Source organism: Amycolatopsis solani (assembly GCF_033441515.1).
Classification (GTDB): Bacteria; Actinomycetota; Actinomycetes; order Mycobacteriales; family Pseudonocardiaceae; genus Amycolatopsis; species Amycolatopsis solani.
The window spans coordinates 702,041-726,497 of the sequence record NZ_JAWQJT010000002.1 but is presented as its reverse complement, the minus strand read 5'-3'; the positions used below and the strand labels follow the sequence as shown (position 1 = coordinate 726,497).

At 73.2% G+C, this 24,457-nt stretch carries 8 protein-coding genes; 6 read left to right on the top strand and 2 right to left on the bottom strand.

All coding sequences use genetic code 11. From position 1 onward, the window contains the following. Positions 1-18,186: a non-ribosomal peptide synthetase gene (locus SD460_RS23890; protein WP_438860845.1), complete on the bottom strand. Its 18,186-nt coding sequence runs from the start codon at positions 18,184-18,186 to the stop codon at positions 1-3. 136 nt (positions 18,187-18,322) lie between these two features. Here SD460_RS23890 and SD460_RS23885 point away from each other — a divergent pair, with 136 nt between their 5' ends. The 5 genes from SD460_RS23885 (at position 18,323) to SD460_RS23865 (ending at position 22,058) form a co-directional block, all read left to right on the top strand. After that, on the top strand, positions 18,323-19,360 hold the full coding sequence (locus tag SD460_RS23885) for a FecCD family ABC transporter permease (RefSeq protein WP_290061765.1): 1,038 nt from the start codon (positions 18,323-18,325) through the stop codon (positions 19,358-19,360). Position 19,361: 1 nt separating this feature from the next. Further along, positions 19,362-20,420: a FecCD family ABC transporter permease gene (locus SD460_RS23880; protein WP_290061764.1), complete on the top strand. Its 1,059-nt coding sequence runs from the start codon at positions 19,362-19,364 to the stop codon at positions 20,418-20,420. Between the two features lie 4 nt (positions 20,421-20,424). Next, a complete protein-coding gene (locus SD460_RS23875; RefSeq protein ID WP_290061762.1) occupies positions 20,425-21,237 on the top strand; it encodes an ABC transporter ATP-binding protein in 813 nt (270 codons plus the stop codon). A 27-nt stretch (positions 21,238-21,264) separates the two neighbouring features. Continuing rightward, positions 21,265-21,495, top strand: coding sequence for a hypothetical protein (locus SD460_RS23870; RefSeq protein ID WP_290061761.1), 231 nt, complete (start codon positions 21,265-21,267; stop codon positions 21,493-21,495). Positions 21,496-21,572: 77 nt separating this feature from the next. Beyond that, positions 21,573-22,058 carry a DinB family protein gene (locus SD460_RS23865; protein WP_290061760.1) on the top strand — a complete coding sequence of 162 codons (486 nt, stop codon included), beginning with the start codon at positions 21,573-21,575 and terminating at the stop codon, positions 22,056-22,058. Here SD460_RS23865 and SD460_RS23860 read toward each other — a convergent pair. After that, entirely contained in the window at positions 22,045-23,352 is a 1,308-nt protein-coding gene (locus tag SD460_RS23860; protein WP_290061759.1) for a lysine N(6)-hydroxylase/L-ornithine N(5)-oxygenase family protein, read from the bottom strand. The two genes, SD460_RS23865 and SD460_RS23860, sit on opposite strands and share 14 nt — an antisense overlap. 114 nt (positions 23,353-23,466) lie before the next feature. Here SD460_RS23860 and SD460_RS23855 point away from each other — a divergent pair, with 114 nt between their 5' ends. Then, positions 23,467-24,411: a methionyl-tRNA formyltransferase gene (locus tag SD460_RS23855; RefSeq protein ID WP_290061758.1), complete on the top strand. Its 945-nt coding sequence runs from the start codon at positions 23,467-23,469 to the stop codon at positions 24,409-24,411. Positions 24,412-24,457 lie beyond the last annotated feature (46 nt).

The following is a 24,457-nucleotide window of genomic DNA, read 5'->3' as shown; positions in this document are numbered from 1 at the left end:
TTACCTCGCGTCTCGGGTCACCAGCGCGGCGAGACCGGCCGCGGTGGGGGTGCGGAAGAACTCGGCGATCGGGAGTTCGGTCCCGAGCCGCTCGGTGATCCGGTTGCGCAGGACCACGAGCAGCATCGAGTGACCGCCGAGGGTGAACAGGTCGTCGTCGGCGCCGACGGCGGCGACGTCCAGCACCTCCGCGAAGATCTCGCAGAGGGTCTTCTCCAGTGCCGTTTCCGGGGCGCGCCCCCGGGTCGCGAACTCGGGCACCGGCAGTGCGGCCTTGTCGAGCTTCCCGTTGGGGGTCACCGGGAACGCGTCGAGCGGGACGATCGCCGCGGGCACCATGTACTCCGGCAGCGAGCGCGCCGCGAACTCCCGCAGCCGCACCGGGTCCACAGTGGACGGCGTCGTGTACGCGACCAGCCGCTTGTCCCGGTCCTCGCGGACGACGACGAGGGCCTGCGCGACGTCCTCGTGCCGGGTCAGCGCCGCCTCGATCTCGGCGGGCTCGATCCGGAAGCCGCGGACCTTCACCTGGTCGTCGGTGCGGCCGAGGTATTCGAGCTGCCCGTCCGGCCGCCACCGCACGAGGTCGCCGGTGCGGTACATGCGCTCGCCCGGCGGCCCGAACGGGTCGGCGACGAACCGGTCCGCGGTCAGCGCCGGACGCCCGTGGTACCCGCGGGCCAGCCCGGCGCCCGCCAGGTACAGCTCGCCCGGCACCCCGGCCGGAACCGGCGTCAGGCCGCCGTCGAGGACGTACGCGCGGGTGTTGTGCACCGGGCGGCCGACTACCGGCCGGTCCGCGTCGGCGAACCGCCCGACGAGCGCGTCCACGGTGGCCTCGGTCGGCCCGTAGAGGTTGTACGCCGCCGTGCCCGGCATCGATCGCAGCGTCTCCCACAGCGACGGGGAAACGGCTTCCCCGCCGACGCCGACGACGCCGAGCGCGCACTGCCCGTCCTCGACCACGCCCGCTTCGGCCAGCTGGGTGAAGTGCGACGGCGTCAGTTCGAGGAAGTCGAGGCCGCGCTCGCGCACCACCGCCGCCAGCCGGGCCGGGTCCCGGCGGGTGTCGTCGTCGACGACGTGCACCTCGTGCCCGTCGAGCAGCCACAGCTGCGGCTGCCAGGACGCGTCGAAGAAGAACGCCCACGCGTGCCCGACCCGCAGCCGCCGCCCGCCCGCGGCGGCCACGGCCGGGCGGTAGAGCGTCTCGCGGTGGCTGTGGAACAGGTTCACCAGCCCGGAATGCGGGATGACGACGCCCTTGGGCTTGCCCGTGGATCCGGACGTGTAGAGCACGTACGCCGGGTTCGACGGCGACGGCGGCTTCAGCGGCGCCGCACTGTCCACGATGTCCTCGACGAACAGCGCCCCGGGCACCGGCGAGGTCAGCTCGCGGCTGGTCAGCACCAGCGCGGTGCCGGCGTCCGCGAGGATCTCCGTGATCCGGCCGGCCGGCTGGTCCGGGTCGATCGGCAGGTACGCCGCCCCCGTCTTGAACACGCCGAAGATCGCCTCGACGACCGCCGCCGACCGCGGCAGGAGCAGCGCCACGACCTTCTCCGGGCCCGCGCCGTGCGACGCGAGCCACCGGGCGAGGCGGTCGGTCCGGGCGGCGAACTCCGCGAAGGTGACGCTCGAGTCCGCGTCGCTCAGCGCGGTCGCGTCCGGGGTCGCCGCCACCTGCGCGGCCAGCCGGTCGACGACCGTCGGTGCGGCCGTCGTCAGCGGCGCGCCGGTCCCCCAGTCACGCAGGATCCGGTCCCGCTCGACGGGTTCGAGGACGTCGATCCGGCTCAGCGGCCGGTCCGGGTCCGCGACGACGGCGGTCATCAGCCGCACCAGGCGTTCGGCGAGCGTCCGGGCGGACGGCTCGTCGAACAGGTCGAGGCTGAACTCGAGGTCGCCTTCGATGCCGTCGGGGGTTTCGACCAGGTCGAAGGACAGGTCGAACTTCGCCTGCCGCAGCCCGGTGTCCCGGTAGGCGGCGTCGAGCCCGAGCAGCCGCTCCCGCTCGCGGCCGGAGTGGTACACGGCGAGCATGACCTGGAACAGCGGGTGCCTGGCCAGCGACCGCGCCGGGTTGAGCAGCTCGACGAGGTGCTCGAACGGCAGGTCCTGGTGGGCGTACGCGGCGAGGTCGGCCTCCCGGACGCGCGCCAGGAGGTCGCGGAACGTCGGGTCGCCGCCGGTGTCGGTGCGCAGGACCAGGGTGTTGACGAAGAACCCGGCGAGGTCCTCCAGCGCGTGGTCGGTGCGCCCGGCCACCGGCGTCCCCAGCGGGATGTCGGTGCCCGCGCCGAGCCGGGTGAGCAGGGCCGCGAGGGTCGCCTGCAGCACCATGAACGTGCTGGTACCGCTGCCGTGGGCCAGTTCGCGCAGTCCACTGTGGACTTCCGCGGGCACGGTGAACGGCACCGCGGCACCGCGGTTGGTCGAGCGCGCCGGGCGCGGCCGGTCGGCCGGCAGCGCCAGCTCGTCGGGCAGGCCCGCCAGTGCGTCGCGCCAGAACGCCGCCTGGCGGCCGAGCAGGCTGTCCGGGTCGTCGGCGCGGCCGAACATCTCGCGCTGCCACAGCGTGTATTCCGCATACTGCACCGGCAACGGTGTCCACTGTGGACGTTCGCCGCGCCGCCGGGCCGCGTAGGCGGTGTCGAGGTCCCGCTTCAGCGGCGGCAGCGACCAGCCGTCCCCCGCGACGTGGTGCACCAGCAGCACGAACACGTGCCGCTCCGGCCCGGCCGACACGAGGGTGGCGCGGATCGGGATCTCGGCGTCGAGGGTGAAGCAGTACGACGCCGCCGCGGTGACGCGCTCGTCGAGGTCGGTGGCCGTTTCGGTGACCAGGACCGGGCGGGCGCGCTCGTCCCCGGGGTCGAGGACGATCTGCCGCGGGGTGCCCTGCTCCTCGACCAGGAGCGTCCGGAGGATCTCGTGGCGCTCCACCACATCGCGCACCGCCGCCTGCAGCGCGCCGGTGTCGACCGGACCGGTCAGCTCCCACGCCCACGGGATGTTGTAGGTCGCGGACAGCCCGTCGAGGCGGTCGAGGAACCACAGCCGCTGCTGCGCGAACGAAAGCGGCAGGACGTCCGGCCGCTCGACCGGCGCGAGCGGCGGGCGGCTGCGGCGGCCCGGGTCGAGAACTTCCGCGAGCCGGGCCGGGGTCGGCGCGTCGAACACCGCGCGGATCGGCACTTCGACGCCGAGCAGCGCGCGGATGCGGCTGACCAGGCGCGTCGCCAGCAGCGAATGCCCGCCGAGGGCGAAGAAGCCGTCGTCCGGGCCGACCGCCGGCACGCCGAGGACGTCGGCGAACAGCTCGCACAGCGCCTGCTCGGCCGGGGTCCGCGCGACCCGTCCGGACGAGCGCGCCTCGGGCGCGGGCAGGGCGGCGCGGTCGAGCTTGCCGTTGGCGTTCACCGGCAGCTCGGGCAGCACCACGACGGCCGCGGGCACGAGGTACTCCGGCAGCCGGGCGGCGAGCCGGGCCCGCAGCGCCACCGGGTCGCCCGCCGGTGCGACGTAGGCGATCAGCCGGTTCTCCCGGGCGACGACGACCGCGCGGGCGACCGCGGCATCGGCCGTCAGCAAGGCCTCGACTTCGCCGGGCTCGACGCGGAAGCCGCGGATCTTGATCTGCTGGTCGGCGCGGCCGAGGAAGTCGAGCGCGCCGTCGGGACGGCGGCGGACGAGGTCACCGGTGCGGTACATCCGCTCTCCCGCTTCGAACGGCGAAGCCACGAACCGTTCCGCGGTGAGCGCCGGACGCCCGAGGTAGCCCCGGGCGAGCCCGGCGCCGGCCAGGTACAGCTCGCCGCGGACGCCCGGCGGCACCGGCCGCAACGCGGCGTCGAGGACGTACGCGCGGGTGTTCGCGACCGGCCGTCCGATGGCCACCGGCCCGCACTCCTGCGCGAGACTGTCGCCCGCGACCTCCGAGCAGCCGTACAGGTTGACGAGTTTCGCCGACGGCCACCGGCGTGCGACCTTCTCGGCGAGCGCCTCGGAAAGCGGCTCACCACTGGTGATCCAGGTGGTCACCGAGGCGAACGCGTCGGCCTGCGTGTCCTCGACGAAGGTGTCGAGGAGGCTCGGCACGACGGTCAGCACCTGAGCGCCGGACGTCCGGACCAGCTCGGCCAGCGCGAGCGGATCGGTGGCCGTCGCGTCGTCGGCGAGGACCACCGGATCACCCGCGACCAGACCGCCGAGCAGCTCGGTCGAGCCGTCGATGAACGTCAGCGCGCTCTTGGCCACGCGCACGCCCGCGGCGGCTTCACGGCCCCAGTGCAGCCGGTTCGCCAAGGCGAGCTGCGTACCGGCGACCGCCTTCGGGCGGCCGGTCGAGCCGGACGTGAAGATCACGTACGCCGGGTGGTCCGGGCTGATCGACGGCCACCTCGGTTCGGGCCCGGTGTCGCCGGGCCGGACCAGCCGGTCCCCGAAGCCGTCCTCGGCGATGACGAGGTGCGGCTCGGCGTCGGTGAGCATCAGCTCGACGCGCTCGGCCGGGTGGTTGAGGTCGAGGGGCAGGTAGGCGGCGCCGGTCTTGAGCACCGCCAGCAGCGCGACAACGAGGCCGGCCGAGCGCGGCAGCGCGACCGCCACGACCCGCTCCGGTCCCGCACCCCGCGCCAGCAACGCCCGCCCGAGCGTCGTGGCCCGCGCGTCCAGCTCCGCGTACGTGAGCCGCTCGGTGCCGAAGACCACCGCGGTGGCGTCCGGAGTCCGCGCGACCTGGGCCACGAACAGCTCGGCTGTGGTCTGCGCCGGCAGCGGGGTCGCCGGGTCGGGGACCAGCCGGTCGTGCTCGGCCTCGGTGAGCAGGTCTACGGCACCGATCCGGGTGTCCGGGTCGGCGACGACGGCGGCCAGCAGCGTCCGGAGCCGCGCCAGGACGGCCTCGACGCTCGCGCGGTCGAAGACGTCGCTGTTGTACTCGGCCGTGCCGCGGATCCCGGCCTGGGCGCCGGGCCGCTCGCCGACGAAGAACACCAGGTCGGCGCGCGCGGTGCCGGTGCGGACCGGTTCCTCCGCGACGGTGAGGCCGGGCAGGGCGAGGTCGGCGACGGCGTTGTTCTGCCAGGCCAGCATCGTCTGGAACAGCGGGTGGTACGCCAGCGACCGCGCCGGGTTCAGCGCCTCCACCAGCCGCTCGAACGGCACGTCCTGGTGGGCGTACGCGTCGAGGCTGCGATCCCGCACGCGGGCGACGAGGTCACGGAACGTCGGGTCGCCGCCGGTGTCCACGCGCAGCACCAGGGTGTTGACGAAGAACCCGACGAGATCGTCGAGCGCCTGGTCGGTGCGCCCGGCGATGGACGTGCCGATCGGGACGTCGGTGCCCGCGCCGAGCCGGGTGAGCACCGCGGTGAGGCCGGCGTGCACCACCATGAACACGCTGGCCCCGCAGGCGCGAGCGAGGTCCACCAGTCCACTGTGGAGCCGCGCGTCCCAGCCGAAGGCGAACTGCTCGCCGCGGTAGGACGCTTCGGCCGGGTGCGGCCGGTCGGTCGGCAGCTCGATCCGCTCGGGCAGCCCGGCGAGGGCTTCGCGCCAGTACGCCAGCTGCGGCTCGATCACCGGCTCGCCGAGGACGTCCCGCTGCCACAACGTGTAGTCCGCGTACTGCACCGGCAGCGGAGTCCATTGTGGAGCTTCACCGGCCTGCCGGGCGGTGTAGGCCGTGGCGAGGTCCCGCCACAGCGGCGCGGTCGACCAGCCGTCGGAGGCGATGTGGTGGAACACCAGCACGAGAACGTGTTCCCGGGCGCCCAGCCGCAGCAGCTCCGCGCGCAGCGGGATTTCGGACTCCAGCTCGAACACCGTCCGGGCCGCTTCCGACACCGCGTCGGCGAGCGTGGCTCCGGTGACCTCGCGGACCGGCAGCGGGATCGTCACGTCTTCGAGCACCAGCTGGCGCGCTTCCCCCTCGATCTCCGGGAAGACCGTGCGCAGAGCCTCGTGGCGTTCGACCACATCGGACAGCGCGGTGCGCAGCGCGCCGGCGTCGAGGGCGCCGGTGAGCCGGACGGCGGTCGGCATGTTGTACGTCGCCGAGGGGCCTTCGAGGCGGTGCAGGAACCACAGCCGCTGCTGGGCGAACGACAGCGGCAGCAGGTCCGGCCGCGGGTCGGCGCGCACCAGGGCGGGCCGGGCCGCCGAGGCGTCCGCGCCGGCCAGCAGTGCGGCGAGCCCGGCCACCGTCGGCGTTTCGAACACCGAGCGCACCTGCAGTTCGACGCCGAAGACCGCGCGCAGCCGCGCGACCAGCCGCGTCGCCATCAGCGAATGCCCGCCGAGGGCGAAGAAGTCGTCGTCGACACCGACCGCGGACGTGTCGAGGACTTCGGCGAAGAGCCCGCACAGGACTTCTTCGACCGGGGTCCGCGGGGCCCGTCCGGTGCCGGCGGCCTGCTTGTCCGGGCTCGGCAGCGCCCGGCGGTCGAGCTTGCCCGAGGCCAGCAGCGGCAGCCGGTCCAGGAGCACGAACGCCGAGGGCACCATGTACTGCGGCAGCCGGTCGCGGACGTGCGCCCGCAGCGCCGCCACCAGCGCGCTCGTGTCCCGCTGCCCGGCCGGGTGGTTGCCGAGCGCTTCGAGGGCGGCGCGGACCGGGCGGGTGCGGTGGATCCGGACCGCGTCACCGGTCGTGAACACGACGTCCAGGGTGCCCGCGTCGGCGGTGAGCGTCGCGTACACGCGGTAGCCGTGGCGCTCGCCGAGGGCGTGCAGCGTCTCGGGGTCCACTCCGGATGGTTCGCCGTCCAAAGCAGACAGTGCGGCGTCGACGTCTCCCTCGGCCAGCGCCGTGACGGCGGCCAGCTCGCCGGACAGCCGCGCGTTCGGCACGCCGGTGACGCGCAGCCGGGCCGGACCGGCCGCCAGCCGCGCTTCCACGTCGGAAAGCGAGGTGAACGTGACGACGTCCTCGGCCGGCGGCGCCGGCTTGGGCGCCTTCCGCAGGACGACGTCGTAGCGGTGCCGGGTCAGCTCGTTGTGCGCGTGGCCGCGCTTGACCCACAGGTCGACGTCGTCGAAGCCGTCGAGTTCCCGGCTCAGCGCCGCGAAGAAGTCCGGGTCGAGCACCAGCTCGCCTTCCCGCGCGATCGCCTGGTCGGCGGCCGCGGTGTCCCGGCGGCCGTGCCGCAGCTCGGTCGCGGTCCGGAACGCGCGCAGCGAGCGCAGGTTCCGGATGTCGCCGAGGAAGACGACGCCGCCGGGGCGGACCCGCGCGGCGGCCGTGCGGATCACCTCGGCGAGGTAGCCGACGCTCGGGAAGTACTGCGCGACGGAGTTGACGATCACGGTGTCGAACGGCTCGTCCGGCAGTTCGCCCAGGTCGTGCGCCGGGCGCGCGGCCAGGTGGACCTTGCTCGCGAACGGCGTCGCCGCGAGTTCGCGCCGCAGGTTGGCGATGGCCTTCTCGGAGAGGTCGACGCCCCAGTACGCCTCGGCGTCCGGCGCGATCCGCGACAGGATCAGGCCACTGCCGACGCCGATCTCCAGCACCCGCCCGAGACCCGCACTTTCACGTGAAAGTGCGGGTTTCGCGAGGGAGCGGATGCGGTCGATCGTCGCCGCGTGCCACTCCCGCATCTCGTCGAGGGGGATTTCGGTGCCGTCGTAGCTGGAATTCCAGCCGGTGAAGTTCTCCTCCAGCCCGACGGCCGCCGCGTCGGTGAAGACGTTCTCGTGCAGCTCACGCCACTCGCCGACGTGCTCCAGCTCCGCTTCTTCGTCCCGCCCGGCCGACGGCACGGCGTAAGCGACGAGCCGCCCGTCCTGCGCGGTGACGACGGCCTGGCCGACCGCCGGGTGCTCGGCCAGCACCGACTCGATCTCGCCGAGTTCGATCCGGTAGCCGCGGATCTTGACCTGGTCGTCGGCCCGGCCGAGGAACACGAGCCTGCCGTCCGGCAGCCACTTCACGAGGTCGCCCGTGCGGTAGAGCCGTCCGCCCGAGCCGAACGGGTCCGCGACGAACCGCTCGGCCGTCAGCGCCGGCCGGCCGAGGTAACCACGCGCCAGGCCGGAGCCCGCGAGGTACAGCTCCCCCACCACGCCGGGCGGGACCGGCCGCAGCCCGGCGTCGAGCACGTACGCGCGGGTGCCGGGGTCCGGGACGCCGATCGGGACGACGGTCGCGTCGGCGAGTTCGGCCGGGTCGCTCTCGCCGAGGGTCGAGTTGGTGGTCGCCTCGGTCGGGCCGTAGGCGTTGAACATCCGCCGGCCCGGCGCCCATCGCCGCACCAGCTCCGGCGACACGCGTTCGGTGCCCGCGAGCAGGACGCTGTCGGCCGGCAGGTCGAGATCCGCCGGCAGGGCGTCGAGCAGGGCGGGCGGCAGGATCATGAAGTCGACGGCGTGCCGGTGCGCGTACTCGGTCAGCGCGGGCCCGGCGACCCGGCGCTCCGCCGGGACGACCACCAGCCGTCCACCGGACAGCAGTCCGAGGCACAAGTCCCAGAACGCGACGTCGAAACTCGGCGAGGCGAACTGCAGCACCCGGCTGTGCGGCCCGATGCCGAACCGCTCGACCTGGGTGGCGACCAGCTTCGCGACGCCGGAGTGCTGGAGCACGACCCCCTTCGGCCGCCCCGACGAACCGGACGTGTAGATCACGTAAGCCGCGTTCTCCGGCCGCACCGGCACCGCCGGGTCCACTGTGGACATCTCGGCCAGTGCCGGGTCGTCGAGCAGGACCCGCGGCAGGGTCGCGGGCAGCTTCGCCTCGACGTCCCGGGTCGTCACCACGCAGACCGGGCCCGCGTCCTCGGTCATGTACGCGATCCGGTCGGCCGGGTAGTCGACGTCGACCGGCAGGTAGGCGGCACCGGCCTTGAGGACGGCCAGCTCCGCGATGATCATGTCCGGCGACCGCGGCACGGCCAGCGCGACCACCCGCTCGAGGCCGGCCCCGCGGGCCAGCAGCAGGTTCGCCAGCCGGTTGGCGCGGGCGTCGACCTCGGCGTAGGTGAGTTCCTCGTCCTCGAAGACGAGCGCCACCGCGTCCGGCGCCTCGGCGACGCGGCGGGCGAACAGCCCGGGGAACGTCTCCGTGCCCGCCGGGTCGAGGGACCCGGCCCACTCCGTGAGCACCCGCTCCCGCTCGTCCCCGGCGAGGAGGTCCAGCGCGCCGACCGGGCGGTCCGGCTCGGCCAGTGCCGCGCGCAGCAGCACTTCGAGGCGGCGCAGGATCGCGTCCGCGCCGGCGTGGTCGAAGACGTCGGCGTTGAACTCCAGCACGCCGTCGATCCCGGCCTCGCGCTCGGTCAGCGAAATCGCCAGGTCGAACTTCGACGTCCCGGTGGTCACCGGGATCTCGGCGACGGTCAGGCCGGGCAGCGTCACCTCGGCGCGGGTGTTGTTCTGCCCGGCGATCATCACCTGGAACAGCGGGTGGTAGGACAGCGACCGCGCCGGGTTCAGCACCTCGACCAGCCGCTCGAACGGCACGTCCTGGTGCGCGTACGCGTCCAGGTTGCGCTCGCGGACGCGGGCCACGAGGTCACGGAACGTCGGCTCGCCGCCGGTGTCCACGCGCAGCACCAGGGTGTTGACGAAGAACCCGACGAGGTCGTCGAGGGCCTGGTCGGTGCGCCCGGCGATGGGCGAGCCGATCGGCACGTCGGTACCGGCGCCGAGCCGGGTGAGCAGCGCGGCGAGGGCCGCGTGCACGACCATGAAGACGCTGGCGCCCGATTCGCGGGCCAGCGCGGCGAGTCCCTGGTGGAGCTCGGCGTCCCAGCCGAACGTGTGCAGTTCGCCGCGGAAGGTCGCGGTCGCCGGGTGCGGCCGGTCCAGCGGCAGCTCGATCCGGTCCGGGAGGCCGTCCAGCGTGTCGCGCCAGTAGTCCAGCTGCGCGCTCAGCACGCTGTCCGGGTCGTCCTCGCGGCCCAGCAGTTCCCGTTGCCAGAGCGTGTAGTCCGCGTACTGCACCGGCAGCGGTGTCCACTGTGGAGTCTCACGGGCACGGCGCGCGACGTAGGCGGTGGCGATGTCGCGCCACAGCGGCGCCATCGACCAGCCGTCGGAAGCGATGTGGTGGAACACCAGGGCGAACACGTGCTCGCGCGCGCCCAGCCGGAGCAGTTCGGCGCGGACCGGCACCTCGTGCTCGAGGTCGAAGGGCCCGCGGACGAGCCCGGTCAGCGCCGCGTCGAGGTCCGTGACGTCCCGGACCGGCAGGCTGACTTCTCCGGCCGGGAGGATGTCCTGGTGGGGCACGCCGTCCCGCTGGGGGAACCGGGTGCGCAGTGCTTCGTGGCGGGCGACGACGTCGGTGAGGGCCGCGCGCAGCGCTTCGACGTCGAGGTCGCCTTCGAGGCGCATGATCAGCGGCACGTTGTAGGTCGCCGACGGTCCTTCGAGGTGGTGCAGGAACCACAGCCGCTGCTGGGCCCCCGACAGCGGCACCGGCTCGGGCCGCCGCTGCCGGACCAGCGGCGGGCGCGCGGTCCCGCCGGCGGTGGCGAGGACCTCGGCGAGGCCCGCGGCGGTCGGGCGCTCGAACACCGACCGGACTTCCAGCTCGGCGGCCATGCTCGTGCGGATCCGGGCGATCAGCCGGGTGGCCAGCAGCGAATGGCCACCCAGGGCGAAGAAGCTGTCGTCCGGGCCGACCCGCGGCAGGCCGAGGACGTCGGCGAACAGCTCACACAGCTGCCGTTCGACCGGCGTGCGCGGCTCGCGGTCCGACGTCGAGGCCACCGGGTCGGGCGAGGGCAGGGCCCGGCGGTCGAGCTTGCCGTTGGCCGTCACCGGGAGCGCGTCGAGGACGACGATCGCCGACGGCACCATGTGCTCCGGCAGCCGCTCGGCGGCCAGGGCCCGCAGGTCCGCGGACAGCGTGCTGATCCGGCGGAACCGGCCGGGATTGCCCGTGTAGGACAGCAGCTGCGCGGAGCCGGGCCGGAACGCACCCGCCGGGTCGCCGGTCGTGAAGAGGACGTCGACCGAGCCGTCGCCGGCCGCCGACCAGGTCACGACGGTGCCGAGGCCGCGGGCCTCGCCCAGCGCGTACCAGTCTTCGGGGTTCACGCCGTCCGCCGTGCGGCCGTTGGGGACGCCGTCGACGCGCAGCCCGTCGCCGAGCCGCGCGGCCACCTCGTCCACAGTGGACACGTCGGTGCCCCACACGAGCGCCGGGACGTCCGGCACCGAGGCCGTCCCCGGGCGCAGGACGACGTCGTAGCGGTACTGGGTCAGTTCGTTGACCCCGCGGCCGCGCTTGACGCGGATGTCGGCGGTCACGCCGTCCAGCCCGGCGAAGAACTCGGGCGCGACGAGGAGTTCCTTCTCCCGCAGCAGGTTCTGCTCGACGTCACCGCCGCGCGCCGCGGCCACCGCGGCGTGGAACGCCCGGACCTGGCGCAGGTCGCGCACGTCGCCGATGAACAGCGCCCCGCCGGGGGCCAGCAGGTCCAGCGCCTTGCGCACCACGTCCAGGAGGTAGGTCCCGCTGGGGAAGTACTGGATGACGGAGTTGAGCACGATCGTGTCGAAGAACCCGGACGGCAGCCCGGTGACGTCGGCGGCGTCGCCGGTGCGCAGTTCGACGCGCCCGGCGAGCGCGGGATCGGCCGCGACCCGGCGCCCCAGCGAGGCGATCACTTCGGCGGAGAAGTCCGTGCCCCAGTAGGACTCACAACCCGGCGCCAGCTCGGTCAGCAGCAGGCCGGTGCCGACGCCGATCTCCAGGACCCGCTTCGGCGCGAGGGAACGGATCCGCGTGACGATCGCGTCCCGCCACTCCCGCATCTCGGCGACCGGAATCGGTTCGCCGGTGTAGCTGGAGTTCCACCCGGCGAACGCGTCGCCGTCGCCGGAGTACATCGTGTCGTACAGCTCGCGCCACTCGCCGACCTGCTCGGTCTCCTCGCCGGCCGAGCTTCCGCTGTCGGCGGGCACGACGTACCCGACCAGCCGGACGTCGCCGGGGCGGTCTTCGCGGGCCACGACCACGGCGTGGGCGACGTCGTCGTGCGCGGACAGCGTCGCGGCGATCTCGCCGGGTTCGACGCGGAAGCCGCGGATCTTGATCTGCTCGTCGCCGCGGCCGAGGAACTCGAGGACGCCGTCGGGGCGGAAGCGGGCCAGGTCGCCCGTGCGGTACATCCGGGACCCGGGCGCGCCGAGCGGGTCGGCGACGAACCGTTCCGCGGTGAGCCCGGCCCGGCCGAGGTAGCCGCGGGCGAGCTGGACGCCGGCGAGGTACAGCTCACCGGGCGTGCCGGGCGGGACCGGGCGCAGGGCGGCGTCGAGCACGTAGGTCCGGGTGTTCCAGACCGGCCGCCCGATCGGCACCGTGACGTCCGCGGTGGACGTCCGCCAGGCCGTGACGTCGACCGAGGCTTCGGTGGGGCCGTACAGGTTGTGCAGTTCGGCGTCGAGCACGCCGCCGAACTGCGTGACGGCGTCCGGGGGCAGGGCTTCGCCGCTGCACAGCACCCGGCGCAGGCTCGTGCACTCCCCCGCCGCCGGTTCCTGCAGGAAGACCTGCAGCATCGACGGGACGAAGTGGACGGTCGTGATCGCGCGGTCGCGGATCAGCCGGGCCAGGTAAGCGGGGTCCTTGTGCCCGTCCGGCCGGGCGATCACCTCGGTGGCGCCGGTGACGAGCGGCCAGAGGAACTCCCACACCGAGACGTCGAAGCTGGACGGCGTCTTCTGCAGCACGCGGTCATCGGCGGTGAGACCGTACTCGTCCTGCATCCACAGCAGCCGGTTGACGATGCCCTCGTGCGGCACGACGACACCCTTGGGGCGGCCGGTCGACCCCGACGTGTAGATGACGTACGCCGGGTTTTCCGGCCGGACGACGACGTCGAGCGGCGCGTCCGGGGCACCGGCGAGGGTGTCCGGGTCGTCCAGGAGGAGCGCGCCTTCGACGGCGGTCTCCGCGACCGCCAGCACCAGCGCCGGAGCCGCGTCTTCGAGCATGAACGCGATGCGGTCCGCCGGGTAGCCCGGGTCGAGCGGCAGGTAGGCCGCGCCCGTCTTCAGCACGGCGAGGATCGCCGTAACCAGGTGCGTCGAGCGCGGCAACGCGAGGGCGACCACGCGTTCCGGCCCGGCACCCCGCGCGGCGAGCACGCGGGCGAGGCGGTCCGAGACGGCGTCGAGTTCGGCGTAGCTGAGCTCTTCGTCCTCGAAGACCAGCGCGGGGTGGTCCGGGGTGCGGGCGACCTGGGCGGCGAACAACTCGGGCACGGTGACGGCGGGAACGTCGTGGACCACGCCCGACCAGGTCGGTTCGAGGGCGTCGCGCTCGGCGGGCGTGAGGACGTCGAGCGTCCCGAGCCGGCGGTCGGGGGCCGAGACGACCTGCCGCAGCAGGACTTCGAGCCGGTCGAGGAGCCCGGTCACGGTGGCCCGGTCGAACACCTCGGCGTTGAACTCGGCCTGGCCGTGGAGCCCGTCGGCGCGTTCGGTGAAGGAGAACCAGAGGTCGAACTTCGCCGTGCCGGTGCCGACCGGCTGCTCGGTAACGGTCAATCCGGGCAGCTCGACGCCGGTGCCGGGGGTGTTCTGCCACGCCAGCATGGTCTGGAACAGCGGGTGGTGCGCCAGCGAGCGCGCCGGGTTGAGCGCCTCGACCAGCCGCTCGAACGGCACGTCCTGGTGGGCGTAGGCATCGAGGCTGCGTTCGCGCACCCGCGCGACGAGGTCGCGGAACGACGGGTCGCCGCCGGTGTCCACCCGCAGGACCAGGGTGTTGACGAAGAACCCGACCAGGTCGTCCAGCGCCGGGTCGGTGCGGCCCGCGATCGGCGTGCCGATCGGGATGTCGGTGCCGCCGCCGAGCCGGGACAGCAGCGCGGTCAGGCCCGCGTGCACGACCATGAACGGGCTGGCGCCGCACGCGCGTGCGAGGTCGGCGAGCCCGGCTTGGAGGCCGGCGTCCCAGGCGAAGGTGAAGAACCCGCCGCGGTAGGCGGACACCGCCGGGTGCGGGCGGTCGAGCGGGAGGGTGATCCGCTCGGGCAGGCCGTCGAGGGCGCCGCGCCAGTAGTCGAGCTGCTTGCTCTCTTCGGCGGCCAGGAGTTCTCGTTGCCAGAGCGTGTAATCCGCGTACTGCACCGGCAGCGGTGTCCACTCGGGAGCGTCACCGCGCAGCCGGGCGCGGTACGCCGTGGCGATGTCCTGCCAGAGCGGCGAGAGCGACCAGCCGTCGGCGGCGATGTGGTGCACGACCAGGACCAGCACGTGCCGGCGCGGGTCGGCGGTCAGCAGTTCGGCGCGCACCGGGACGCCGGCGCCGAGGTCGAACACCCCGCGCACCAGCGCGTCCACTTCGGCGTCCACATCGGACACCTCGCGGACGGCGAGTTCCACCGTCCCTTCGGGCCGGACTTCCTGGTACGGCACGCCGTCGGCGACCGGGAAGACCGTCCGCAGGGCCTCGTGCCGGGCCAGGACGTCGTTCAGCGCGGCACGCAGCGCGTCGACGTCCAGCTCGCCGGACAGGCGCATGACGAGCGGGACGTTGTAGGTCGCCGACCCGCCTTCGAGGCCGTGCAGGAACCACAGCCGCTGCTGCGCGAACGACAACGGCAGCCGCTCGGGCCGCTCGGTGACGCGCGTGAGCGGACGCCGTTCGGTGCCGGTGACGGCCCCGGCGAGGAGCTCGGCGAGCGCGGCCGGGGTCGGCGCGTCGAACACCGCCCGCACCGGCACTTCGGCGCCGACGGCGGCGCGGATGCGCTGGATCAGCCGGGTGGCCAGCAGCGAATGCCCGCCGAGGGCGAAGAAGTCGTCGTCCGGCCCGGCCTGCGGCACGCCGAGGACGTCGGCGAACATCTCGCACAGCAGCTGCTCGACGGGGTTGCGCGGCGCGCGCCCCGGCCCGGCGGCGAACCGCTCGGGGCTCGGCAGCGCCTTGCGGTCGAGCTTGCCCGAGGCCAGCACCGGCAGCTTGTCCAGCACGACGAACGCCGACGGCACCATGTACAGCGGCAGCCGGTCCCGCACGTGCGCCCGCAGCGACGCCACGAACGCACCGGTCTCCCGCCGCGCCGCCGGATTGTTGGCGTACGACCCCGGCGTGCCGGTCTGACGCCCCGGCCGGTACGCGGTGCCCAAGCGCCCCAATGTGGCATTGGGTGCGTCAGACGCACCCAATGTGGCGTTCGGTGCGTCTGACGCACCGAACGCCACATTGGGGCGCATGAAGACGGCTTCGAGCGCGCCAGCTTCGGCGGCCCACGTCACCGCGACCCGGTAACCGGCATCGACGGCGAGCCGCTGCAGGGCTTCCGGGTCGACGCCGTCCCGGCTGCCGAGGGCTTCGAGGGCCGCCGCCGCGTCGCCCTGGTCGAGGGCGCGGACCGCGGCCAGCTCGCCGGACAGCCGCGCGTCCGGGATGCCGGTGACGCGCAGCCGCTCCGGCACCTCGGCCGCCAAGAACCGTTCGACCGCACCGAGGTCGCCGAACGCGACGACCTGCTCGTCGAGCGGCGCGGGCCGGGGAGCCTTGCGCAGCACGACGTCGTAGCGGTGCCGGGTGAGCTCGTTGTGGGCGGTACCGCGCTTGACCCACAGGTCGACGTCGTCGAAGCCGTCGAGCCCGCGGGCCAGCGCCGGGAAGAAGTCCGGGTCGAGCACCAGCTCGCCCTCGCGCGCGATGGCCTGGTCGACCGCCGCGACGTCGCCACGGCCGTGCCGCAGCTCGACGGCGGTCCGGAACGCCCGCAGCGAGCGGAGGTTCCGGATGTCGCCGAGGAAGATCGTCCCGCCGGGCTTCAGGACGCCGGCGGCGGTCTTCACGACCTCGGCGAGGTAGTCGGCGCTCGGGAAGTACTGCGCGACGGAGTTGACGATCACGGTGTCGAACGGCTCGTCCGGCAGCTCGCCCAGGTCGTGCGCCGGGCGCGCCGCGAGGTGGACCCGGCCCGCGAACGACGTCGCGGCGACCTCGCGCCGGACGTTCTCGATCGCGCTCTCGGACAGGTCGACGCCCCAGTACGCCTCGGCGTCCGGCGCGATCCGCGACAGAATCAGCCCACTGCCGACCCCGATCTCCAAGACCCGCTTCGGCCGCAACGACCGGATCCGCTCGATCGTCGCCGCGTGCCACTCGCGCATCTCGGCCAGCGGGAGTTCCGAGCCGTCGTAACTGGAGTTCCAGCCGGCGAAGTTCTCCTCGATGCCACGGGACCCGGCGAGCATCTCCTCGTGGACGTCGTGCCATTCGTCGACGTGGCCCTGTTCGGCCGCCTGGTCCCGGTCGGGCACCGGCACGGCGTACGCGATCAGCCTGCCGTCGTCGGCGACGACGACCGACTGGCCGACGCGCGGGTGCTCGGCCAGCACCGACTCGACCTCGCCGAGTTCGATCCGGTAGCCGCGGATCTTGACCTGGTCGTCCGCCCGGCCCAGGAACACCAGCCGGCCGTCCGGCAGCCACTTCACCAGGTCACCCGTGCGGTAAAGCCGTCCACCCGAACCGAACGGGTCCGCCACGAACCGCTCCGCCGTCAGCGCCGGCCGCCCGAGGTAACCGCGCGCCAGGCCCGAGCCGGCCAGGTACAGCTCGCCGGCGACGCCGACCGGGACCGGGGCCAGGTGCGCGTCGAGCACGTACGCGCGGGTGCCCGGGTCCGGGACGCCGATCGGCACCGCCGAGCCGGGCGCGATCTCCGGGTCGCAGAGCCCGAGCGTCGAGTTCGTCGTGGCCTCGGTCGGGCCGTAGGCGTTGAACATCCGCCGCCCCGGCGCCCAGCGGCGCACCAGCTCCGGCGACACGCGCTCGGTGCCCGCGAGCAGCACGCTGTCCCGCGGCAGGTCGCAGTCCTCGGGGAACTCGGCCAGCAGCGCGGGCGGCAGGATCATGAAGTCGGCGCCCTTGGCGTGGGCGTACTCGGCCAGCTCCGGGCCGGGCACCCGCCGCTCGGCCGGGACGACCACCAGCCGGCCACCCGAGAGCAGCCCGAGGCACAGGTCCCAGAAAGCGACGTCGAAACTCGGCGACGCGAACTGCAGCACCCGGCTGTGCGGCCCGATCCCGAACCGCTCCGACTGCGTCGCCACCAGTTTCGCCACGCCCGCGTGGGAAACCACGACGCCCTTGGGCCGTCCGGTCGACCCCGACGTGTAGATGACGTAGGCGGCGTTCGCCGGGACGAGCCGGGCGGCCGGGTCCGTGTCCGGCGCGCCGGCCAGGTCGGCCTCGTCGAGGAGCAGGACGTCGCCGTCGAAGCGATCGGCGAGTTCGCGCGTGGTCACCACGCACACCGGCCGGGCGTCGGACACCATGAACGCGATCCGCTCGGCCGGGTAGTCCTGGTCCAGCGGCAGGTAGGCGGCGCCGGCCTTGAGCACGGCCAGCTCGGCCACGATCATCTCGAGCGAGCGCGGGACGGCGAGGGCGACCACGCGTTCCGGCCCGGCGCCGCGGCCGATCAGGACGTGGGCGAGCGAGTTGGCGCGCGCGTCCAGTTCGGCGTAGGTCAGCTCCTCGTCCTCGAAGACGAGCGCGACGGCGTCCGGGTTCTCCCGGACACGGGCGGCGAACAGCTCCGGCAGGGTCGAGAGCGGCGTGGTCAGGTCCGTGTCGTTCCAGCCGTCCAGGATCCGGCGCAGTTCCTCCGCGCTCATGAGGCCGAGTCGCTCGACCGGCCACTGTGGACGCTCGGCTGCCTCGTCGAGCAGGCGTCCCAAGTGGTCCACCATGCGATCCACAGTGGACTCGTCGAGGACGTCAGGGCGGTAGAGCAGTCCGTCCGCGGTCAGGTTCAGGTCGAGCGGGAGTTCGGTCCGGGCGCCGAAGCCGACGTTGACGAGCAGTGATCCCCCGCGACCGGGCTCCGGCTCCAGCTCGGCGACCAGGTCGGCGAACGGCACCTCGTGCGCCAGTGCTTCCTCGCGCGCCTCACGCAGGCGCACGAGGACGTCGGCGAATCCGGGTGAGCCACCCAGATCCACCCGCAGCGGCACCAGCGAGCCGATCCCGAGCAGGACGTCGGCGGTGCCCGAATAGCGGGACAGCAGCACGGCGAACGCCGCCAGCAGCGTCAGCTCGTCGGCCGCCGGCAGGGGCCGGGCCAGCCGGACCGGGGCCGCCGGCTCGGCCGGGTACGGCCGGTCGACCGGCAGCGGCAGCTCCTTGGGCGCCGAGGCGAGGCGGTCACGCCAAAACCCGAGCCCCGACACCTGCTGCACAGCGTCACCGTTGCTCACCGGTAGACCAGCCTCCCGCTGCTCGCGGCGCCCCTGAAGGGGCGCAAACTTAGGTGACCCTAACAAACGGATGGTGAGGATGCACTCCTGTACCATCGGTTAGCCTTACCTAAAATCAGTACCAGTCGGAGGTGCGGTGCGAACAGACCCCGGAGGGATCGCTCTCACGCGACGCCCGCCACACACGGGCCGTGCCCTCGGTCTGCTCGCCGCCCTCGGCGTCCTGGTTTTCCTGTGCCTGCTGAGCGTCTGGCTGGGTTCGAAGGAGATATCGTTCGGCGCCGTCTGGCAGGTCCTGTGGCACGACGACGGCTCGGCCGACGCGGTGATCATCCACAGTGTCCGGATGCCGCGGACGCTGCTGGCGGTCCTGGTCGGCGCCGCGCTCGGGCTGGCCGGCACGGTGATGCAGGCGCTGACCCGCAACCCGCTGGCCGACCCCGGGCTGCTGGGCATCAGCGCCGGGGCCGCGTTCGCGATCGTTTTCTCGATCACCGTGCTCGGCGTCAGCTCGCTCTACGGCTACGTCTGGTTCGCCTTCGCCGGCGCGCTCGCCGCGACCGCCGTCGTCTACTACCTCGGCACCCGCGGCCGCAGCGGGTCGAGCCCGGTCAAGCTGGCCCTCGCCGGAGCCGCCGTCACGGCGTTGCTCGGCTCGTTCACCAGCGCGATGGTGCTGTCGGACCCGGTGGCGCTCAACCGCTTCCGCTTCTGGTCCGCCGGTTCCCTCGCCGGCGTCGACGGCGGTTCGCTGCTGCGGATCCTGCCGTTCCTCCTCGTCGGCGTGGTGCTCGCCCTCGCGAGCGGCCCGGCGCTGAACAGCCTCGCGCTCGGGGACGACGTCGCGGTCGCGCTCGGACGGAAGCTGGGCCCGCTGCGGCTGCGCGGCGCGCTGGCCATCACGCTGCTGACCGGCGCGTCGGTCGCCGTCGCCGGCCCGATCGTCTTCCTCGGCCTGATCGTGCCGCACGCCGTCCGGTTCCTCGTCGGCGCCGACCACCGCTGGCTGCTGCCCTACACCGCGGTGCTCGCGCCGTGCCTGCTGCTGGCCGCCGACATCCTCGGCCGGATCATGGCCCGGCCCGGGGAGATCCGCGCCGGCGTGATCGTCGCGTTCCTGGGCGCGCCGTTCTTCATCTACCTCGTCCGCCGCCGCAAGCTCGTGGAGTCCTGACATGAGCCTGCTGCAGGTGCGGCGCGACCGCGTCACGTTCCGCCTCGCGAAACCGCCGGTGTCCGGCCAGATCCGGCTCCGGCCCGCCGCCGTGTCGCTCGTTCTCGCCGTCCTGGCGTTCGTGTTGTTCTGCGTGGGCATGACGATCGGCGACGTCCCGCTCGGCGTGTCCGACGTCCTCGCGGCGGTGTTCGGCGGCGGCGACAGCGGAACCGCCTACATCGTCCAGGATCTGCGGCTGCCCCGGGCGCTGACCGGGCTGCTCGCCGGGCTCGCGTTCGGCGCGTCCGGCGCGGTGTTCCAGACCATCACCCGCAACCCGCTGGCCAGCCCGGACATGATCGGCATCAACGCGGGCGCGGCCACCGCCGTCGTCGCGGGGATCTCGTTCGGCTTCGGCGGCGGGCTCGGCACCACGACCCTCGGCCTGCTCGGCGGGCTGCTGACCGGCCTGCTCGTCTACGCGCTGGCGTGGCGGCGCGGCACCACCGGCTACCGGATCATCCTGGTCGGCATCGGGATCTTCGCGATGTGCACCAGCCTGACCGACTACCTGCTCAGCCGCGCGCAGATCACCGAAGCCCAGGCGTCGATCGGCTGGCTCGTCGGGAACCTCGCCAACCGCGGCTGGGAGCACGTCGTCCCGCTCGCCTGCGCGCTGGCCGTGCTGTTGCCGCTGGTGCTGGCACTGTCGCGGTGGATGCGGACGCTGCTGCTCGGCGACGAGGTGGCCGCCGGGCTCGGCACCCCGGTCCAGCCGGTGCGGCTCGGCCTGCTGCTGTCCGGCGCCGGGCTGGTCGCGTTCGCGACGGCGTCCGCGGGCCCGGTTTCGTTCGTCGCGCTGACGGCGCCGCAGATCGCGCAACGCCTGGCGCGCCAGACGTCGCCACCGCTCCTCGCGTCGGCGTTGACCGGTGCGGTGGTGGTGCTGGGCAGCGACATCCTGGCGCGCACCATCACGGCGTCCCCGCTGCCGGTCGGCGTCGTGACCGGCGCGCTCGGCGCCCCGCTCCTGCTCTGGCTCCTGGCCAGGGCCAACCGATCCGGCTCCGGAGGCTGACCCCATGGAAACACCGTCGCTGCGGGTGCGGGAGCTGCGCGTCGCCTACGACGACCGGATCGTCATCGACGATCTCGACCTCGACGTCCCGCCGGGCCGGATCACCGCGATCGTCGGGCCGAACGCGTGCGGGAAGTCGACGCTGCTGCGCACGCTGGCCCGCCTGCTCACCCCGAAGTCGGGCGGGGTCTACCTCGACGGCCGGTCGATCCACGACCTGCCGACCCGCCAGGTCGCCCAGCGGCTCGGGATCCTGCCGCAGTCCCCGGTCGCACCGGAAGGCATGACGGTCGCCGACCTCGTCGGCCGCGGCCGCGCCCCGCACCAGAGCTGGTGGCGCCAATGGTCCACTTCGGACGAAGGCGCCGTGAGCGCGGCCCTGGAAGCCACGGAAATGACCGACCTGGCCGACCGCCCGGTCGACGAACTCTCCGGCGGCCAGCGCCAGCGCGCGTGGATCGCGATGGCGGTCGCCCAGGGCACCCCGGTGCTGCTGCTCGACGAGCCCACGACGTACCTCGACCTGGCCCACCAGATCGACGTCCTCGACCTGGTCGTCGACCTCAACCGCGGCGAGGGCCGCACGGTGGTGATGGTGCTGCACGACCTCCCGCAGGCGTGCCGCTACGCCGACCACGTGATCGCGATGAAGGCGGGCCGGATCGTGGCGTCGGGCGCGCCGGCCGAGGTGATCACGGAGGAGCTGGTGGACGAGGTGTTCGACGTCCGCTGCCAGATCACGCCGGACCCGGTCAGCGGCACCCCGATGGTGATCCCGATCAGCCGCCACCACCCGGCTCCGGCCCACCAGGGCTGAGCTGTCCCCGCATGGCATCCTTCGGGGGTGACGCACAATCGGTGGACGGCCCCGTGGCCGGCGCGGCTGAGCCCGGCGCAACGACGGTTCATCCTGGCGGCCGCGATCACCGGCACCATCGGGTCCGCCGTGTTCCTCCTGCTCGCCGTGCTGACGGGCCGGTGGACTTCGTGGGTGTGGACGGTCCTCTTCGCGCTCAGCGCGGTCTGGCACTGGTACCTGTACGTGAACCGGCGCCGCCGAGCCCGGCAGCACTAGCCTGCTAACCTGGGGTTAGGCCCGCCCCGCGTGTTCCGGGGAACGTCCGGCCGAAACCCCCTCCAGGAAGCAGAGCCATGTTCGTGCTGCCCGAAATCACCACCGGTCCCGAGCGCCACCTGCTGGAAGCCACCATGGACCGCCAGCGCCGCGCCGTCATCGACGTCGCTCGCGGTCTGTCGGAGGCCGACGCCCGCGAGCGGCTGGTCGCGTCCGTGACCACGCCGATCGGGCTGGTCAAGCACGCCGCCATGGCCGAGCGCCGGTGGTTCCAGTGCCTGCTGCAAGGCCTCGACGAGTCCGGGTGCGACGGCCCCACGACCCCGGGCGACCCGAGTTTCGCCGTCGCGGACAGCGAAACCGTGGCGGACGTGATCGCCGAGTTCGAGCGGGCCAGCGCTCGCTCCCGGGAGATCGCGGCCCGCTTCGAACTCGACGAAACCCGGGTGCACGACGTCCTCGGCGACGTCACCCTGCGGTTCGTCTACCTGCTCCTGATCGAGGACTTCGCCCGCCACGCCGGCCACGGCGACATCCTGCGGGAGCAGCTCAGCGCGCGCTGACCGCGTACTCCCCGGCCGGCTCCGCGACCACCCGGCGGTCCACAATGGACTGCAGGATCTCCCCCACCCGCACCGCCGTGTTCGAGAGCAACGACGACGTGATGCCGTGCGTGTGCTCGGTGCCGCCCTGGAGGTAGATCCCGCCGCGCAGCACCGGTTCCGTCGTGAGGCGGTAGTCGCGCTCGACGCGCAGCCGGCCCGCCTCGTCCCGCGAACAGCGTGCGCCGAGCTCGCCGAGCAGCGGTGTCGGGTCCGCGGGCCGGTAACCCGTGGCGTAGACGACCGCGTCGGCCTCCAGCACCGTGCGCTCGCCCGTCGTCAGCGACTCGACCGTCGCCGAGACCGACGTTCCGGTGTCGGTCACCTCGACCGGGCGGGAGACGTTGAACAGCCGCAGCCGTTCCACGCCGAGAACCTTCTCGCGGTAGACGCGCCGGTAGAGCTCGTCGATCAGGTCGATGTCGACGGCCGAGTAGTTCGTCGCGCCGTGGTAGCGCATCAGGCGGTCCTTGACCGGCTCGCCCGCGCGGTAGAACTGGTCGACGGCCTCCGGGTCGAAGATCCGGTTGGCGAACGCGCTGTCGTCGGCCGGGCTGTAGCCGTAGCGGGCGAACACCGCGCACACCTCGGCGTGCGGGAACTCGTCGTGCAGCAGCGCGGCGACCTCGGCCGCGCTCTGCCCGGCGCCCACGACGACGAACCGCCGCGGCGAGGTGCCGCGGAGGGCGTCGACGCGGAACAGCAGTTCGCTGTTGTGCCAGATCCGCGGGCCGGCGGTGACGCCGTCGGGCAGCTGCGCCCGCAGACCCGTGCCCACCACCAGGTTCCGGGCGCGCAACGCCGAGCCGTCGGACGCCTCGACGTCGAAGTAGGCCACTTCCGGGCCGTCGTACACCGGCTTCACCGACACGACCTCGGTGCCGTACGAGACGACGTCGTCGACCTTCGCGGCCGCCCACTCGAAGTAGTCGTGGAACTCGACCCGCAGCGGGAAGAGGTTCTTGTGGTTGATGAAGTCGACCAGCCGCCCCGCCGCGTGGAGGTAGTTGAGGAAGCTGAACTCGCTGGTCGGGTTCCGCATGGTGACCAGGTCCTTCAGGAACGACACCTGCATGGTGGCGGTGTCGATCAGCATCCCGCGGTGCCACCCGAACTTCGGCTGGCGCTCGAGGAAGTGCGCGGTCACCGGTTCCCCAGCGCCGGCGTTGTGCTCGGCGAGGGCGATCGCGAGGGCCAGGTTCGACGGTCCGAAGCCCACGCCGACGATGTCGTAGATCGGGACCTCTGCAGTCATGTTGCTCCCTCGCGCGCTCCGGTACCGTTCAGGGAACCCTAACCTAACTTAGGCGAGCCTCGCCTAGTACGTTCGTGGTGATGTTCGTCCCCGATCACGAAAGGGCACTCTCGAATGCGCGTGGCGATGTTCGGCTACCAGACCTGGGGGCACCGGACCCTGCAGGCGCTCATCGACGCGGGGCACGACGTCGCCCTCGTGGTGACGCACCCGAAGAGCGACCACGCCTACGAGCGGATCTGGGCCGACTCGGTCGCCGGCCTCGCCGAGGCCAACGGCATCCGCGTCCTGCTGCGCAATCGCCCCGACGACGCCGAACTCCTGGCCGAGCTCAAGGCCGCCGACCTCGACCTGATCGTGGCGAACAACTGGCGCACCTGGCTGCCCCCGGAGATCTTCGAGCTCCCCCGGCACGGCACCCTCAACATCCACGACTCGCTGCTGCCGGCGTACGCGGGCTTCTCGCCGCTCATCTGGGCGATGATCAACGGCGAGCCCGAGGTCGGCGTCACCGCCCACATGATGGACGGCGAACTCGACGCGGGCGGCATCGTCCTGCAGCGCGCGATCCCGGTCGGTCCGGCCGACACCACGACGGACCTGTTCCACCGCACGGTGGACCTGATCGCCCCGCTCACGGCCGAGGCCATCTCGAAGATCGAGACGGGCTACACCCCGGTCCCGCAGGACCGCTCGAAGGCGAGCTTCTTCCACAAGCGCGCCCGCCGCGACAGCCTGATCGACTGGACCCTCCCCCCGGCGGACCTCGAGCGCTTCGTGCGCGCGCTGTCCGACCCGTACCCGAACGCGTTCACCCACCACCGCGGCCAGGAGCTGCGGATCCTCAAGGCGTCGGTGTCGCAGGGCCACTACGGCGGCACGCCGGGCCGGATCTTCATCAGGGAAGGCGACGGCGTGGTGATCGTGGCCGGCCCGGAGGCCCGTCGCGGCCGCTCGCCCGGCCTGGTGGTCGAGCGGGTCCGGACGGCCGACGGGACGGAACTGCCGGCGCACGAGTACTTCAAGACCATGGGCGGGTACCTGACCGACCGCCCTTGACCCGGTGAGCGGGAAATCCTGGCCGTCGCGGTGCTCCGGCGGCCAG